Source organism: Aeromonas sp. QDB20, assembly GCF_027707805.1.
GTDB lineage: Bacteria > Pseudomonadota > Gammaproteobacteria > Enterobacterales > Aeromonadaceae > Aeromonas > Aeromonas dhakensis.
On sequence record NZ_JAPCJC010000003.1, the window covers coordinates 224900 to 241565 of the forward strand.

Below are 16666 nucleotides of genomic sequence, written 5' to 3' on the forward strand. Positions count from 1 at the left end.
TACTGATATCAGTATCTCTTATTGGCTTTACTTGAGTTGCTATCTATTTCTGTAACATTGGAGTTGCTTGTGCAAGCAAGTCTGCAGTTGCGATCAACTCTTGCTTGGTGGCACAACGCTGCCCATTTCGAGCTCGTTCGTTAGCCAACAGGCTTAACGCCTCTGGGTTTTCGATCAAGTATTCAACCCGTTCTAGAGGAGTCATTCCCTGAGTGTTACGCTGCCAAGCAAGCTTGGGGGCTCGCTGCAGCAAGCGCCTGACTGCATGTAAATTGGCCGTCCAACCAGCTGTATGCAATGGTGATTGCCCATCATCAGTGAGATTGTCTAGGTTGCACGGATGATCGAGGAGTACATCCACACAACGATCTACCCCAGACTTGATCGCCGAATGTAGAGCAGTCATTCCGCTACTGCTTTGTATTTCTGGATCCGCGCCAGCTTTGAGCATGATGGTTACTAACTCGGTATCTCCTTTCTCAGCTATCAGCATCAAGGGGGTTTGCCCTTTAAAATCGGGGATATTTAGTTGTTTAGGGCTCTCTTGCGCCAGTTGGCCGATAAACGAGCGCCAATGCGCCAACATGGCTTCGAACCGACGCGTTTCACTTTGCAGCTCGAGTGGAACAATTAACTTCATTGGAGGCATTATCTGCATAAAAGAAGAATGCATCTTGAGAAGAGCCATCAATACGGAATTTCCATCGACATCAGGCAGGCTAGATTTCAACAATGAACGATTAGCTTTGATCCATTTTTGCAATCCTTCTTCATCACCAGCTTGGAACAATGGCAGCAGGTCGTTAAGTAACTTATCCATCGTACTTTGTATGCTACGGATTTCGGCCTCAATACCTGGATAGGGTTTGTATAGGTCATCCCAAAAGTAATCTGATGCCCAGCGTGCAATATCCTCGATAGATGGAATCGTATCGCACTCGGCCATCATTCCGCCGGCCAGCATCTCCCGATAGTATTTTTCGTGGTTATTGGTGATTAGTTTCTGCTCGGCAACTTCTAAGGCCAGACCATCCCTCGCGATCTCACCATGCACTGGGCCATAATTTCGTTCCAAAGCAGCGTCCAGCGCCTCTCTGAACAGTCTGGTTGCCCCCTCAAAATCATTACTGGCAAGCAGGTGCTTGGCTTTGTATTGCAAAATTGGGGCTTTCCATAACTCATACCCTGAGCTGGCTTCAGCTTCATCGAGTAGGACTTGTACCTTGGTTATTGTGTCTTTTGGCCTGTGTTTGCGATCACCATTCAGGTAGCCGTCCAGCCCGAACAGAATTGTTTGGACGGTTTCGGCTGGTGTTGCTGCTATCTCTTGCAAACGCTGGACAGCGGCCTCTTTGGCTCGTGGAGTTAGGGATGGATGTTGCGCGACCTGACTGACGACCCAATATCGCTGCTCGCTCTGCAAGGCGCGCCAAGGTGATGAGGTTCTCATCCGGTCAATCAACCGATCGATAGCTTGTGTCTCATCAGCATGAGCCTTGAGGAGTTCCAACTTTTTTCGAATGATGGGTTCAGCGGATGCTGCGTCGAGCGCAAAGTGATCTTCAAGCATCGCCCCAGGTTGCAAATGGTAGAAATGACGAGTCAAGAACTGAGCGAGCTCTAGGTTTGCAGTTTCACGACGAGAAGGAAGGAGCGAAAGGAATATGCCTTGTTTGTCCCATTCAGGCAGATGTGCTTCGAACCACGCATTTTCAGCTGCTTCACCCTGCTCCCCGCAATATCGGTATGCATCGATAGTTAGGTTGTAGATAGCCTTATAGATGGCGAATAGTTGAAGCAATTTATTTTGCTGGGGATCAGCACACAACTTGTCAACATTGGGAAATAGGTATTTGAGTAGCCGTACATAACCATCCTGTACAGTCCGAGCAAGTAACAAGCGTTGACGGATAATTTTTGGTAAAGGTGCTGCATAACGCTCAGCGATGCATTTCACGAAGGTGGCTTGCTCGTCTTCATCAGCCTGCCCGTCCAGAATTGACTCTATGCGACCAGGTTGAGTCATGGGGATTTCCCATCGTAGCTTGTCGGCAGTCAGCCCCTTTTTTTCCAAAAAAATAATAGCGTTACTAAATTGTGCGGAAGGGCTGTCATCATTGTGGAGTGATATCGCGCCATCAAAACGTAGTTTTGTCTCGTCGGAGAAGTACTTCTCGATGCTCTCTGGACGAATTGTGGTTCCACTACGCCAGTTATATAAGGATCGGCGTAGGCCATCATTGCCATCCTCGATCAATTCACTATGTTGATCTGCGAATGCCTCCAGAGGCATACCCAGCAGGTCCAACAGCCAATCGACTACTTGGGCAACCGGCATATATAGACTTGGTTTGCCATTCACCTCGCAGGGCTCGGGCAGATACCAGAAACGCCCCCCCGGCATACCAGTATCCAGTGCTTGTTCAAGTTGCCAGAACCCTGCAAGTCGTGCCAGACCAGGTATGTAGAAATGTGTCAACAACGCCCAGAGAACCTGGCGTTGATCTGCGGCGAATGTCCAAGTATTGAGCTCGAGAAGCTTGTATTTCCCTGCAAATTCCATGAAGTTGTCGAGAGAATCTAATTGTGCCAGTGGGTCCATTCCTAGCGCCCTGAGGATATCGTCAAAGACTTCTTCGCCCATATTTTTGTGAGCTTTAAGACTTATCTGACCAGTCGCAAACTTGGTTTTCTTGGTTGTCGGATAGCTTTGGCAGCCAAGGCTTTGATGAATTTCCAGCAAGATGGCTTCGGGTAGTGGCAAGGTGCTCATGTTGTGTCTAATCCTGAGGTTGTCTTATGTCTCGACCATTCTGGCAATGTTTATCCATCGGATCACTGAAATACCCTGTACCCCCCCCTTCACAGGCCGTAAAACTGAGGGGATACAAGGTGTTTCATATCGTCTAAGCCAATCCATAGGCACCCTTTGCGTATTCTTGACCAAAGAGAGCCTAATCATGTCACTACCCGTTCAAATCGTTATCAATTGGCACTTAACGGAAGCCTGTAACTATCGTTGCCATTACTGTTATGCGACTTGGTATAAAACAACTTGCCAGCGAGAGTTGATCCGAGATCCGCAACGAACCGCTAGGTTCCTGGCCGAGCTGTACCATTTCTTTCGACCGGAGAACAGTGCAAACCCATTAGCTGGCCAATTAGAATGGCGTTCAATAAGGCTCAATCTGGCGGGTGGGGAGCCATTGTTGCATGCAGGCAAACTTCCATCCATCGTCACCCAAGCACGAGACCTAGGCTTCGAGGTCTCGTTAATAACTAACGGTAGCTATCTCAACGATGGGCTGCTAAACAGCCTCGCACCACAACTGACTTGGCTCGGTATCAGCATTGATTCAGCATCCGCCGCAAACAATCACGCAATTGGACGAGTTGATCGCCTTGGTCGACAACTTGATTTGAATGAGCTGGTCGCCAGTCTGGATATGGCTCGCCAGCTAAACCCAGATCTGCGTATCAAGCTTAATACCGTAGTTAACCAGCTTAATCACCACGAAGATCTCGGTGCTCTGATCGTGAGGTTTGCACCTGATAAGTGGAAAGTCCTACGCATGTTGCCGGTGGTGAGTCAGCACCTTGCTGTTAATGACGAACAGTTTGCCGCGTTTGTCTCTCGTCATAATGCTTTCTCTCAAATCCTTTGTATCGAGGACAACCTAGACATGCATGAGTCATATCTGATGGTTGATCCATACGGGCGCTTTTTTCAGAACACCCCTCTGTTGCCTGCTGCTGGTCATGGTTATACCTACAGTCGGCCAATCCTCGAGGTTGGGGCAGGGATGGCCTTTAGCGAAATGAGCTTTGACCATAAGCGATTTTGCGCACGCTATATCCAGACCAATACGGATGTTGGTGTATGAAATACTGCACAAATAAAGATATCGATCAGTTGATCCGCCAGCTGATTCGTCAGGGGTGGGCTTTTCAAAATGGTGGTAAACATGGGCGGCTGACCAGCCCTGATGGGCTGCTGACTTTGACAGTGAGCAGGTCACCCAGCGACAGCCGCTGCTTGTATAATCTACGGCGAGATTTGCGTAAGGGTATTTTATCTGTAGCGAATATGCGTGTTTTATAGGTATATCCTGCGGCCGTATGATGTTTGAGCTGGTGAGTGTAGCTCTACCTCGCCACCGGCAGGTCCTCCCAGCGGGTGGTGTAACAGGGGCTCAAGTGCTCTTGTCGCATCATCCACTCAGGCGACCCAGTGCCTTGGCTGGCAAAGCCTACGCGCCCCAATCCCTTGGCTTTGATCTGGTCCATCACTGCCATCAGCGCATCCGATTGAGCGGACGGCGGGGCAAACAGATCTGCCTGTTGTTGCCCCTTGGGGGTGAACTCACTCAGCATGACGCCCCCCTTCTGATAGCGGTAACCGTCGCGCCAAATCTGCGGTAGCAGCACGTTCACTTGCTGCAGCAGCAACCGGGTATCATCGCTAGGGCAGACCAGCCGGACGCCAGCCTGCTCACTGTAGTAAGGGGCTCGTTCATCAAAGGGGCTGGTTCGCACGAACAGGTGCACCCGCTGGCAACACATCCCCTCGGCCCGCAGCTTCTCGGCTGCGCGAGCCATAAAGCCTGACAACGCTTGGGCCATTTCTCCACGGTCAGTCACGCGCTCACCAAAGGAACGGCTCGAGAGGATCTGCTGCTTCGCCGCCGGTTCAACGGTCAGCTCTGCGCAAGGCAGGCCACGCAGCTCCTGTACGATCCGCTCGACCACCACGCCGTATTGGGCGCGTAACCCTTTGGCATCGCTAGCCACCAGGTCAGCCACGGTGTTGATGCCTTGTGCCACCAACTTGGCCCCCAAGCGCCGTCCTATGCCCCACACCTCGTCCACCGGGGTGATAGCCATCAGCCGGGCACGGCGCAGCTCGTCACGCAAGTCCACGACGCCGCCCGTGGCAGGCCACTTCTTGGCTGCATAGTTGGCCAGCTTGGCGAGGGTCTTGGTGGGGCCGATCCCAACCCCTACCGTGAGGCCGGTCCACTGCCAAACTCGCTGCCGGATCTGTTGCCCATAGGCTGTCAGGTCCCCGGCAAACGACTCTGACAGTGACAGGAATGCTTCATCGATGGAGTAGACCTCCAGCTCGGGGGCCATGGTCTCCAACGTGCTCATCACCCTGCCAGACATGTCTCCATAGAGCGCGTAGTTGGAGCTGAATGCCACACCGCCATGCGCCTCGAACTGCTCGCGGATCTTGAAGTAGGGCCCGGCCATCTTGATACCCATCGCCTTGGCTTCGGGGCTACGCGACACCACGCATCCATCGTTGTTAGAGAGCACCACGATCGGGCGGCCACGCAGCTCAGGGCGAAACAACCGCTCACAGCTGGCGTAGAAGTTGTTTACATCAACGAGCGCTATAGCCATCACGCTGCCTCAGATTGCCAATCACATGGGTGACCACTCCGAACAACTCCAGGGAGAGGCTCATACAAGGGTCGATAGGCGCGAACGCCGGATTGGCTGGCAACAGCCGCAACCTCGGCTTGAGCTGCAAGGTCTTTACCGTGAAGCCGCCATCGAGTAGTGCAATCACCACATCACCATGGCGAGGGGTGAGGCTCTTATCGACCACCAGCAAGTCACCGGGAAAGATGCCGACCCCTGTCATGCTCTCCCCCTCGGCACGCAGATAGAAGGTTGCTGCAGGGTGCGACACGCAGTGGGTGTTGAGGTCCAACTTCCCTTCCAGATAGTCGCTGGCTGGGCTGGGAAAGCCACAAGAGGCGCGGTGCAAGAACAGCGGGATGGTCACCTCGGCGGGTGATGGGTCTGGGGTTAACAGCTTCATGGCAAAACACCTGTATTTATATACAGCCATTATAGCGCACCACCTTTGAACCAGCGCAAGTCCCGCATGCCACTGATGGCGTACCATGGCGCCAACAAATAACAAAGAGATCAGTATGAGTCACAATCTGTGTGCCCTACCGAAAGAGCAGCAAGAACGGGTCGAGGTCGAGAAGGCTGCCGCATATGCCGTATGGAAAGAGCGCAACGGTCACTTGGCCAGCGCAGAAAGCGAAGCAAGCCAGCATAAGGGTGAGCTGGGCAGCTACTTTCTTGAGCAAGTGGGTAAATACAAACGAGGTTAATTATCTCAAGCTGGACTGAACGCGCCTCAGTGGACGTCTTGCCATCACGCATCCGCCTGAAAACACGACATGTTAAAAACCTCAGTATCGAAGCTGAGCGGCTGGCCCGGTATAGTCAATCGAGTTCACGTCAGAGGAGAGATGCAATGAGTCACCAACCCGGCTTTTGGCTAGCGACACGCCAGTGGTCGCTGGCCGCACTGCTGCTGAGCCTAACGCCGCAAGTCGTGTTTGCAGCCGACTGCACCTATCGAAAAGATGCATTGGGCCATACCCGCTATCAATGTGACGATGGCAAGCAGGGCACCTTACGTGAGGATGCGCTTGGCAACATCAAAGACTCGGGAACCGGAACGACCTGGCGTAAGGACGCGCTCGGCAATCTTAAGGGGAGCGATGGCACTACCTATCGGCAAGACACGCTGGGCAATATTCGCGGCAGCAATGCCAAAACCGGTGAACGGGTGACATGGCGTGAAGATGCACTTGGTCAGTTGCGTGCATCCGATGGCACCGTCTGTCGAACCAACGCGCTGGGGCAACTCAAATGCCGTGGCGAGAGCACACCGCCGGCCTTGCTGGAAGGCAAATGATGGCTTTTGCAGCAAACGATCTGCCTATCCGTCACTGATGTGATATCCACCATGGTTGCCACGGGGTCAAGTGGGTAAACTCGTTGGCAATCTCTGGCGTGCTCACCCGTATGGGTGCAAACAATCGCCTCTTTTCGTTTTCCATGCGCCCTTGGCGCAAACTGACTCTTATTGGAACCCTTTCCATGGCTATCAAGAAAAACGAACTCTACTCCTCCCTGTGGGCCAGTTGCGATGAACTGCGTGGCGGCATGGACGCCTCCCAGTACAAGGACTATGTGCTCACCCTGCTGTTTGTGAAGTACGTTTCCGACAAGGCCAAGGGTAACCCCTACGCCATGATTGAGGTGCCGCACGGGGCGAGTTTTAGTGACATGGTGGCGCTCAAGGGGACCGCGAATATCGGCGAGGCGATCAACCTCACCATCTCGGCGCTGGCCGAAGCTAATGATCTCAAAGGCGTCATCGACATCGCCGACTTCAACGATGAGGACAAGCTCGGCAAGGGCAAGGAGATGATCGACCGCCTGACCAAGCTGATCGGCATCTTCGAGGGGCTGGATCTCTCCGCCAACCGCACCGAGGGCGATGATCTGTTAGGCGATGCCTACGAATACCTGATGCGCCACTTTGCCACCGAATCGGGCAAGTCCAAGGGGCAGTTCTATACCCCGGCCGAGGTGTCGCGCATTCTGGCCAAGGTGATTGGTATCAGCCGCCAGACGCCGCAAGATGCCACCGTCTACGACCCCACCTGCGGCTCCGGCTCCTTGCTGCTCAAGGCCAGTGACGAGGCGGGACCCAAGGGGCTCACCATCTACGGTCAGGAGATGGATAACGCCACCAGCGCCTTGGCGCGCATGAACATGATCCTGCACGACAATCCGACCGCCAAGATCTGGAAGGGCAATACCCTGGCCGCGCCCCAGTGGAAGGAGGGCAACAACCAGCTCAAGAGCTTCGACTTTGCTGTCGCCAACCCGCCCTTCTCCAACAAGAACTGGACCAGCGGCCTGGATGCCGAGCACGATGAGTTTGGCCGCTTTGTCTGGGGCGTACCGCCGGAGAAAAATGGCGATTACGCCTTCTTGCTGCACATCATCAAGAGCCTCAACAGCCGTGGCAAGGGGGCGGTGATCCTGCCCCACGGCGTGCTGTTTCGTGGTAATGCCGAGGCGCGCATCCGCGAGAATCTGCTCAAACAGGGCTTTATCAAGGGCATTATCGGTCTGCCTGCCAACCTCTTCTACGGCACCGGCATTCCGGCCTGCATCATCGTCATCGACAAGGAGACGGCGCACCAGCGCGCCATCCAGGCCAACGGCTATACCAGCCAGCGCCTGTTTATGATCGATGCCAGCAAAGGCTTTATCAAAGATGGCAACAAGAACCGGCTGCGCGAGCAGGACATCCACAAGATCGTCGATACCTTTACCCGCGAGCAGCTGATCCCCCGTTACAGCCGCGCCGTGCCGCTCTCCGAGATCGCCGCCAACGACTACAACCTGAATATTCCGCGCTATATCGATGCCAGCGAGGCCGAAGATCTGCACGATCTGGCCGCCCACCTTAAAGGCGGCATTCCCAATCGGGATATCGACGCCCTGGGCGCTTACTGGCAGGTGTTCCCGACTCTGCGGGCCGATCTGTTTGCTCCGGCCCATGCGGGTTATAGCCATGGGTTGGTGGAGGCCGCCAAGGTCAAGAGCACCATACTGGCGCACCCCGAATTTGTCCGTTTTGCATCTGCTTCGCTCGAACCCTTCTCGCGCTGGTTTACCGAGTGCCATCTGGCGGAGATAAAGCCGGGTGAATCGCCCAAGGCATTGATCGAGGAGATCAGCGAATCGCTGCTTGCCACCTATGCGCCGCTGCCGCTTATCGATAACTACGATATCTACCAACTGCTGCTGGACTACTGGCACGCCGTGATGCAGGACGATGTCTATGTGCTCTGCCAGGATGGCTGGGCGGCGGGCAAGGTGCTGCGCGAGCTTAAAGTCGACAAGGGCGAAAAGCTTAAAGAGACGCCGGATCTGGTGCTGGGCAAGAGCAAATACAAGGCCGAGCTGTTGCCACCGGCACTGCTGGTGGCCCGCTTCCTTGCTGATGAGCAGGCCGACATCGACGCCCTGCAGGCCGCCGCGGATGAGGCAAGCCAACATCTGGAAAGCTATCTGGAAGAGCAGGGTGGCGAGGAGGGGCTGCTGAGTGACGCGGCCAACGATGCAGGCAAGATCAACGCCGCCAGCCTGAAGGCACGGCTAAAGCAGGCCAGCGATGCCGAGGAAAAGGCGGCGCTAAAAACCGCCATCAAGCTGTTCGAAGCCGAAAGCAGTGCCAAAAAGGCGGTAAAAGAAGCGCAAGAGGTGCTGGATCGGGCGGTGGTTGCCCGTTACCCCAAGCTGACAGAGAGTGAGATCAAGCAACTGCTGGTGGAGGATAAGTGGCGCGCCAGCTTGCAGGCCGCCATCGAGGCGGAGATCGAGCGCATCACCCAGCAGCTGGCCAACCGCGTCAAGGAGTTGGAGGAGCGCTACCGCGCCACCCTGCCGCAACTGACTCAGCAGGTCGCCGCTCTGGAGGCCAAGGTGGCCGCGCATCTCAAAAGCATGGGGCTGGAGTGGGCATAATGGCAGAGCAGATGATGCAAGAGACAGCAGGCAAGGCGATCCCGGCAGGCTATAAGCAGACCGAGGTGGGGGTTATTCCGGAGGATTGGGATGTATACCTTTTAAAAAACATTTGCTCGTCGTTTAAAACAGGCAAGCTAGATGCTAATGCAATGATCTTGGATGGTGAGTATCGCTTTTATACATGTGCAAGGAATTACTATTGGATAAACCAATATGCATTTGATGATGAAGCTTTGCTGATATCTGGTAATGGTGCAAATGTTGGTTATATTCATTACTACAAAGGGAAATTTAATGCCTATCAGCGTACTTATGTTTTAACCTGCTTTAGTGCAGACATCCAATTTTAAAAAAAACAAATGGAAGTTAATCTTTCTGAAAGAATTAGAACTGAGGTGAATGCTGGAAATACACCATATATCACGATGGATACACTGACTGATATGATGGTCCCGTTGCCAAAAAATAGACAAGAACAAACCGCCATTGCCAATGTGTTGTCGGATAGCGATGCGCTGATCGATGCGCTGGAGCAGCTGATCGCCAAGAAACAGGCCATCAAGAGCGCCACCATGCAGCAACTGCTGACCGGTCGTACCCGCCTGCCCACCTTCGCCCTGCACCCCGATGGCACCCCAAAAGGTTATAAACCCAGCGAACTGGGAGAAATTCCGGAGGATTGGGAGGTTGTGTCACTTGGAGATGTTATACAAAAAGTAACCGGAGGTGGTACGCCTAGTAGGGCCAATCCAACATATTGGGGTAATGAAATACCATGGGTAACCGTAAAGGATTTCGCTACTTTTAACCCGTTAATGGCTCAGGAATATATTACAAAAACAGGGCTTGCAAATAGCTCAAGTAATTTGATACCCCGAGGAACATTGATCACATCCACCCGAATGGCTTTGGGTAAAGCTGTTGTTTATGATGTTGATGTAGCTATTAATCAGGATTTGAAGGCAATTTTCCCAAACTCCGATGTTGTTGTCAGTTATTTGTTTTATTGGTTTGAGCTGAACGCAGTAAAAATTGATGATCTTGGAAGTGGGAGCACGGTAAAAGGCCTTTCGTTAGGTGATTTGCGAAATTTATCGTTTCTATTGTTAAGTTCAGAAGAACAAACCGCCATCGCAACTATTTTATCCGATATGGATAACGAGCTGCAGGCATTGACCCAAAAGCTGGACAAGGCCCGCGCCTTGAAGCAAGGCATGATGCAACAACTGCTGACCGGCAAAATCCGCCTGCCGCTGGCGGTGGGGGCATAGACGGGGGCATGAGTGCAGCCCAACCAGATGACCGCCTCTGCCGCGAGCCTGGCCACCGGAGCCACCCAGCGCCGGATTTGCTTGACTGTTGCGTGACTGGGGCGTTGTTAATTGGCGCGATAGATGTTTATCTATCTGAAAAGAAAGAGATACTTTTACTGTGAGTTGCTTGATGGCGTGCACAGCGGCCACCCGCATACGAAAAGCGGGTGGGGTCATCGTTGGCGTGTTTATCAAGCGCTGGGTATCGCAGGAGCTAGCCACCCATGGCCTATGACTATAGCCAGAGCCTGAATCCGCAGAAGGCGCTGATATTCCGGATCGTGCATCGGGATAACCTGGAATGGATCCTGACCCATGGCCTGTGGGCGGGGAATGGTCAGCAGCAAAACCCGCACTGGGTGCATATCGGGCTGCCGGAGCTGATTGCCAAGCGCGCACGCCATCCGGTGCCGCTGGCGCCTTACGGCGTGTTGAATGACTATGTGCCCTTCTATTTCACGCCGTTTTCGCCCATGCTCAGCAATATTCACTCGGGGCGCGGTGTTCCCCGGCGTGAAAATGATGAAATCCTGATCCTGGTTTCCAGCCTGCATCGCATGGCTGAATTGGGGCTACCGTTTGTGTTTACCGATAGCCATGCCTATTACCAGTGGGCCAATTTCTATGTCGACCTTGGCGATCTGGGGCGGATTGACTGGCCACTGTTGCAGCGCCGTGACTTCAAGCGTGATGCGGACGATTTGAGCAAGCTGGAACGCTATCAGGCCGAGGCCTTGATCCATCAACATTGCCCCATCGAGGCGTTGCTGGGCGTGGTGTGTTACAACGAAGAAATAAAGAACAGCGTGGAACAATGCATGAATCGGGTCGGGATCGCGCGCCCCGTCTATGTCCGTGATGGGTGGTATTTCAGATGATTCGATATACAACAGGCAATCTGCTGGATGCTCCGGTGGAAGCGCTGGTGAATACCGTCAACACCGTCGGTGTCATGGGCAAGGGGATCGCCTTGATGTTCAAGGAGCGGTTCCCGGCCAATATGCGCGCCTATGCCGAGGCGTGCAAACAGGGTGATGTCGTCACCGGCAAGATGTTTATTACCCAGACGGGTGAGCTGCTGGGGCCGCGCTGGATCGTGAATTTTCCGACCAAACAGCACTGGCGCAATCCGGCACAGATGGCGTGGATCCAGGATGGTTTGCAGGATCTGCGGGCCTGGTTACAGGCGCAGCAGGTCTCTTCGATTGCCATTCCGCCGCTGGGGGCTGGCAACGGTGGTCTGCCTTGGCCAGAGGTCAAACAGGCGATTGAAACGGCACTGGGCGATCTGGATATCGATATCCTGCTCTATGAGCCCAGTAGCCAATACCAAAATGTGGCCAAGCGGGGCGGGGTGGCGGAGCTGACTCCGGCTCGGGCCCTGATTGCTGAACTGGTACGTCGCTACTGGTTTTTAGGGATGGAGTGCAGCTTGCTGGAGATCCAGAAGCTGGCCTGGTTTCTGGCGCGGGTCATTGGCCGCAACCCGCTGGGGGATCCGCTGCAGTTGCAGTTTAAGGCCCATCGTTATGGCCCTTATGCCAACAATCTGACTCATCTGCTCAATGCGATGGACGGCAGTTATCTGCAGTCCGACAAGCGCATCCCGGATAGCAAGCCGTTTGATGTCATCTGGTTTAATGAGGCCAAAAAACAAGAGCTTGCCGTTTATCTCCATACCGAGGCCAAAGCATTTTTACCGATACTGGAGCAGACGACCGCGTTAATCGACGGTTTTGAGTCGCCCTATGGCATGGAGTTATTGGCCACGGTCGATTGGTTGATAGCCGAAGAGGGCTGTGCGCCGACGCTGAGCGCGCTGCGAGAGGGGTTGCATCGCTGGCCAGCGGGAACCCCGTGGGGTGAGCGCAAGGCGCGGCTGTTTGATGATCGCAGTCTGCAGATCGCCTTGACCCGTTTGCAGCAGGGATTGGTGTAACGAAGTGGGTGTAACAAATAAGAGCGGCTGCGCGGTTGTCGCGGGTGCTTGAGAGAATAACAGGGATAGAGAGCATGATTTCAGTCGGCCAACGGGAGCGGGCAACCCAGAACCGCGTCATCAAGTTATTTCAAGCGGAGCTGGGCTATCGCTATCTGGGGGATTGGCATAAGCGGGAGAACAACCGGAATGTCGAGCCGGAACTGCTGACCGCTTGGCTGGTGGGGCGGGGCGTGGACGCGGCGCTGATCCCCAAGGTACTCAGGCAACTGGATCGGGCAGCGAGCCTGGGCGAAGGGCGCATCCTCTATGATGCCAACAAGGAGGTCTATCGCCTGCTGCGTTATGGCGTAAAGGAAAAAGTAGGGGCAGGCGAGCAGAACCAAACCGTCTGGCTGATCGATTGGGCCAATCCGCAGGCCAACGACTTTGCCATTGCCGAAGAGGTGACGGTCAAAGGCGAGCATAAGAAACGGCCGGATCTGGTGCTCTATGTCAACGGCATTGCCCTTGGCGTCATTGAGCTCAAGCGCTCTACCGTCTCTGTCTCCGAAGGTATCCACCAGAACCTGGATAATCAGAAGAAGGATTTTATCCGTAACTTCTTCACCACCATGCAGCTGGTGATGGCGGGCAACGACACCCAGGGGGTGCGCTACGGCACCATTGAAACCCCCGAGAAGTACTATCTGGAGTGGAAAGAGCCAGCCGATCCAATTCATTCCGACCATGTCGAGCAGCCGGGTGCCAATCTGCTGGACCAGCATCTGGCGCAGTTGTGCAGCAAGGCGCGCTTTCTGGAGCTGATCCACGACTTTATCGTGTTTGATGCGGGCACCAAAAAGACCTGCCGCCATAACCAGTATTTCGGCATCCGTGCCGCCAAGGCCTATATCCGCCGTCGGGATGGCGGCATCATCTGGCACACCCAAGGCAGCGGCAAGAGCCTGACCATGGTCTGGCTGGCCAAGTGGATCCGCGAAAATGTGACCGACAGTCGGGTGCTTATCATCACCGACCGTACCGAACTCGATGAGCAGATCGAGAAGGTATTCAGTGGGGTGGAGGAGGAGATCCTGCGCACCAAGAGCGGGGCCGATCTGGTGGCCCGTCTGCATGCCCATAACCCTTGGCTTATCTGCTCGCTGGTACACAAGTTCGGTCGCACGCCAGAAGGCGAGTCGGATGACGAAGATGATGGCAGCTCGGATGATTTTATTGCTGATATGCGCCGCAGTTTGCCCTCGGGCTTCAGCCCCAAGGGGCAGCTGTTTGTGTTTGTCGATGAGTGCCACCGCACTCAGTCCGGCAAGCTGCATGGGGCTATGAAGAGCCTGTTGCCAGAGGCGCTGTTTATCGGTTTTACCGGCACACCGCTGATGAAGCAGGACAAAAAAAAGTCCATCGAGGTCTTTGGCCCCTACATTCACACCTACAAGTTCAACGAGGCGGTGAGTGATGGCGTGGTGCTGGATCTGCGCTACGAGGCGCGGGATATCGATCAGCGGGTCAAATCCCAGAAAAAAGTGGATGAGTGGTTCGATACCAAGACCAAGGATCTCTCGCGGCTGGGCAAGCAGCAGCTTAAACAGAAGTGGGCCTCAATGCAGAAGCTGCTCTCCAGTCGTTCGCGGCTGGAGCAGATAGTGGCCGATATTCTGCTCGACTTCGAGCGCAAGCCCCGGCTGGCCGATGGTCGTGGCAATGCCATGCTGGTCTGCGCCAGCGTCTATCAAGCCTGCAAAAGTTACGAGATGTTCAGCCAGGCCGGTTTTGCTGGCAAGTGCGCCATCGTCACCAGTTACCAACCCAATGCCAGCGAGATCAAGGGCGAGGAGACGGGCGAGGGGCTGACGGAGAAGCTGGCCAAGTACAACATCTATCGCAAGATGCTGGCCGACTATTTCGAGCAGCCGGAGGATGAGGCGGCTAAGCGGGTCGAAGAGTTTGAAAAACTGGTCAAGCAGCGTTTTATCAAAGAGCCGGGCCAGATGCGGCTGCTCATTGTCGTGGATAAGCTGCTGACCGGTTTTGATGCCCCCTCTGCCACCTACCTCTATATCGACAAGAAGATGGCTGATCACAACCTGTTCCAAGCCATCTGTCGGGTGAATCGGCTGGATGGTGACGACAAGGAGTACGGCTACATCATCGATTACAAAGACCTGTTCAAGTCGCTGGAGAAGACGGTCAACGACTATACGGCCGAGGCCTTCGCGGGTTATGACAAGGAGGATGTGGCCGGGCTGCTCAAGGATCGACTGGCCCAGGCCAAAGAGGATCTGGATAACGCTCTGGAAGCCGTCCGTGCCTTGTGTGAGCCGGTGAAGGCGCCCAAGTCGCAACTCGATTATCAGCATTATTTCTGTTGTGAGCCGGGAGCCGATGAAGAGACGTTGAGCGAGAAAGAGGCATTGCGGCTGACCCTCTATCAGTTGGTGGCCAAGTTGATCCGCGCCTTTACCAATCTGGCGGGTGAGCTGGAGGAGGCGGGTTACAGCGCCTCGCAGGCCGCCTCGATCAAGCAGGAGGTCGAACACTTCGCCAAGGTCCGGGATGAGATCAAGCTGGCCAGTGGTGATCTGGTGGATATGAAGCAGTTCGAGCCGGGCATGCGCCAGATGCTGGATCTGTGGGTGGATGCCGACCCCAGCGAGACGCTGATGGACTTTGAGGAGCTGGGGCTGCTGGAGCTCATTATCCAGCGCGGCCCCGAGGCGCTGGATGGGTTGCCCAAGGAGATGCGCGACAATCAGGAGTCGATGGCCGAGGCGATTGAAAACAACGTGCGCCGGACCATCGTCGATGAGAACCCGGTCAACCCCAAATACTACGAGAGGATGTCGGTGCTGCTCGATGAGCTGATCGATCTGCGCCGCCAGCAGGCCATCTCCTATCAGGAGTATCTGGAAAAGGTCCGCGAGCTGGCCAAGCAGGTGAAATATCCACAGAGCCATAGCCAGAGCGCCTACCCAGAGAGCATAGACACGGCAGCCAAACGGGCACTCTATGACAATCTGGGCAAGGATGAGCTGCTGGTGGCCAGGATTGATACCGCCGTGCGTTATACCAAGAAGGCCGATTGGTATGGCGATCGCTTCAAGGAGCGGGAGATCGCGTTTGCCATTGCCGAAGAAACCAAGGGATACGATGTGACCGTTGCCGAGGTGATGGAGCTGGTGAAAGCGCAGCAGGAGTACCACTGATGCCCCTGATCACCATTGGTGAGCTCACGCTGGAGTTGCAGCATAAGGGGATCAAGAACCTGCACATCAATGTGCTGCCCCCTGATGGTCGCGTGCGCGTCTCGGCCCCGGCGTCTCTGTCACAGACGGCCATCAGAATGGCCGTGGTCAGACGCTTGCCGTGGATCCGGCAGCAACAGGCCCACTTTCAGGCGCAGCCACGTCAGAGCGAGCGCCAGATGTGCAGCGGCGAGACGCACTACCTTTGGGGACGGGGCTATCGATTGGAGGTGATCCCGGTTGAGGGAGCGCACAGCGTCAAGCTACAAGGGGGGTGGATCCGGATGCGGGTTCCCGCTCATTATGACGCAGCGAAGCGAGAAGCCTTGCTACTGGGCTGGTATCGCCAATTGCTACGCCAGCGGCTGCCGATATTGATGGCCAAGTGGCAGGCCTTGCTCAACGTCACCCCTTCGTTTGTCGGTATCAAACGGATGAAGACCATGTGGGGGAGCTGCAAAACAGATACATCCCGCATCTGGATCAACCTCGAATTAGTCAAGAAGCCCCCCGAATGCCTGGAATTTATTGTGGTGCACGAGCTGGTTCACCTGTTAGAGCGCAAACATAACCAGCGATTTATCACACTGATGGATACCCATCTGCCCAACTGGCGCGAGCATCGCGAGAAGCTCAACAAGATGCCGCTGGCGTTTAACCGGTGGGGGTATTAGGGAAAAGTAGTTAGGTAAGTTTGTGGTATGGTGCCGGCAAAACCAGATTGACGCGGCTCATCTGTTGAGCGGATTACTTTGTTTTTGTTCATTCGTTATCTCGACCTGGTCAAAACACTAGGTTAAAGACTG

13 protein-coding genes and 1 pseudogene are annotated in these 16666 nt (G+C 54.6%); 11 read left to right on the forward strand and 3 right to left on the reverse strand.

Going from position 1 to position 16666, the window contains the following annotated elements:
* Positions 1 to 43 precede the first annotated feature (43 nt).
* Positions 44 to 2773, reverse strand: a complete 2730-nt coding sequence (locus PG897_RS04915; RefSeq protein WP_270828757.1) for an ankyrin repeat domain-containing protein — start codon at positions 2771 to 2773, stop codon at positions 44 to 46.
* Positions 2774 to 2960: 187 nt separating this feature from the next.
* Here PG897_RS04915 and PG897_RS04920 point away from each other — a divergent pair, with 187 nt between their 5' ends.
* The gene (locus PG897_RS04920; protein ID WP_270828758.1) at positions 2961 to 3884 is read left to right on the forward strand and encodes a viperin family antiviral radical SAM protein; all 924 of its coding nucleotides are present in this window, start codon (positions 2961 to 2963) and stop codon (positions 3882 to 3884) included.
* Positions 3881 to 4102 (forward strand): hypothetical protein, encoded by a 222-nt coding sequence (locus PG897_RS04925; RefSeq protein ID WP_240533650.1) that lies wholly within the window; start codon positions 3881 to 3883, stop codon positions 4100 to 4102. The genes PG897_RS04920 and PG897_RS04925 overlap by 4 nt, the downstream gene beginning before the upstream one ends.
* Positions 4103 to 4146: 44 nt before the next feature.
* Here the strand turns inward: PG897_RS04925 and umuC are convergent, their stop codons facing one another.
* Positions 4147 to 5406 (reverse strand): translesion error-prone DNA polymerase V subunit UmuC, encoded by a 1260-nt coding sequence (gene umuC / locus PG897_RS04930; protein WP_270670434.1) that lies wholly within the window; start codon positions 5404 to 5406, stop codon positions 4147 to 4149.
* Positions 5387 to 5830 (reverse strand): translesion error-prone DNA polymerase V autoproteolytic subunit, encoded by a 444-nt coding sequence (umuD, locus tag PG897_RS04935; protein WP_024941056.1) that lies wholly within the window; start codon positions 5828 to 5830, stop codon positions 5387 to 5389. The genes umuC and umuD overlap by 20 nt, the downstream gene beginning before the upstream one ends.
* A gap of 115 nt (positions 5831 to 5945) precedes the next feature.
* Between umuD and PG897_RS04940 the strand changes: the two genes are divergently transcribed.
* The 9 genes and pseudogenes from PG897_RS04940 to PG897_RS04980 all read left to right on the forward strand — a co-directional run bounded on the left by PG897_RS04940 (position 5946) and on the right by PG897_RS04980 (position 16534).
* Positions 5946 to 6134, forward strand: coding sequence for a DUF3283 family protein (locus PG897_RS04940; RefSeq protein ID WP_021138010.1), 189 nt, complete (start codon positions 5946 to 5948; stop codon positions 6132 to 6134).
* A 146-nt stretch (positions 6135 to 6280) separates the two neighbouring features.
* Positions 6281 to 6727, forward strand: coding sequence for a hypothetical protein (locus PG897_RS04945; protein ID WP_049636665.1), 447 nt, complete (start codon positions 6281 to 6283; stop codon positions 6725 to 6727).
* Between the two features lie 185 nt (positions 6728 to 6912).
* Positions 6913 to 9360, forward strand: coding sequence for a type I restriction-modification system subunit M (locus PG897_RS04950; protein WP_270828759.1), 2448 nt, complete (start codon positions 6913 to 6915; stop codon positions 9358 to 9360).
* Positions 9361 to 9374: 14 nt separating this feature from the next.
* A pseudogene (locus PG897_RS04955) lies at positions 9375 to 9896 on the forward strand (restriction endonuclease subunit S); the annotation flags it as partial.
* Positions 9897 to 9935: 39 nt separating this feature from the next.
* Positions 9936 to 10634, forward strand: a complete 699-nt coding sequence (locus PG897_RS04960) for a restriction endonuclease subunit S (RefSeq protein ID WP_270828780.1) — start codon at positions 9936 to 9938, stop codon at positions 10632 to 10634.
* 266 nt (positions 10635 to 10900) lie between these two features.
* Positions 10901 to 11554 carry a type II toxin-antitoxin system toxin DNA ADP-ribosyl transferase DarT gene (darT, locus tag PG897_RS04965; RefSeq protein ID WP_201883064.1) on the forward strand — a complete coding sequence of 218 codons (654 nt, stop codon included), beginning with the start codon at positions 10901 to 10903 and terminating at the stop codon, positions 11552 to 11554.
* Positions 11551 to 12615, forward strand: coding sequence for a type II toxin-antitoxin system antitoxin DNA ADP-ribosyl glycohydrolase DarG (gene darG / locus PG897_RS04970; RefSeq protein ID WP_103828953.1), 1065 nt, complete (start codon positions 11551 to 11553; stop codon positions 12613 to 12615). Before darT ends, darG begins: the two co-directional genes overlap by 4 nt.
* A gap of 74 nt (positions 12616 to 12689) precedes the next feature.
* On the forward strand, positions 12690 to 15821 hold the full coding sequence (locus tag PG897_RS04975) for a type I restriction endonuclease subunit R (RefSeq protein WP_270828760.1): 3132 nt from the start codon (positions 12690 to 12692) through the stop codon (positions 15819 to 15821).
* Positions 15821 to 16534 (forward strand): M48 family metallopeptidase, encoded by a 714-nt coding sequence (locus PG897_RS04980; RefSeq protein WP_005331303.1) that lies wholly within the window; start codon positions 15821 to 15823, stop codon positions 16532 to 16534. Before PG897_RS04975 ends, PG897_RS04980 begins: the two co-directional genes overlap by 1 nt.
* The last annotated feature ends 132 nt before the right edge of the window (positions 16535 to 16666 follow it).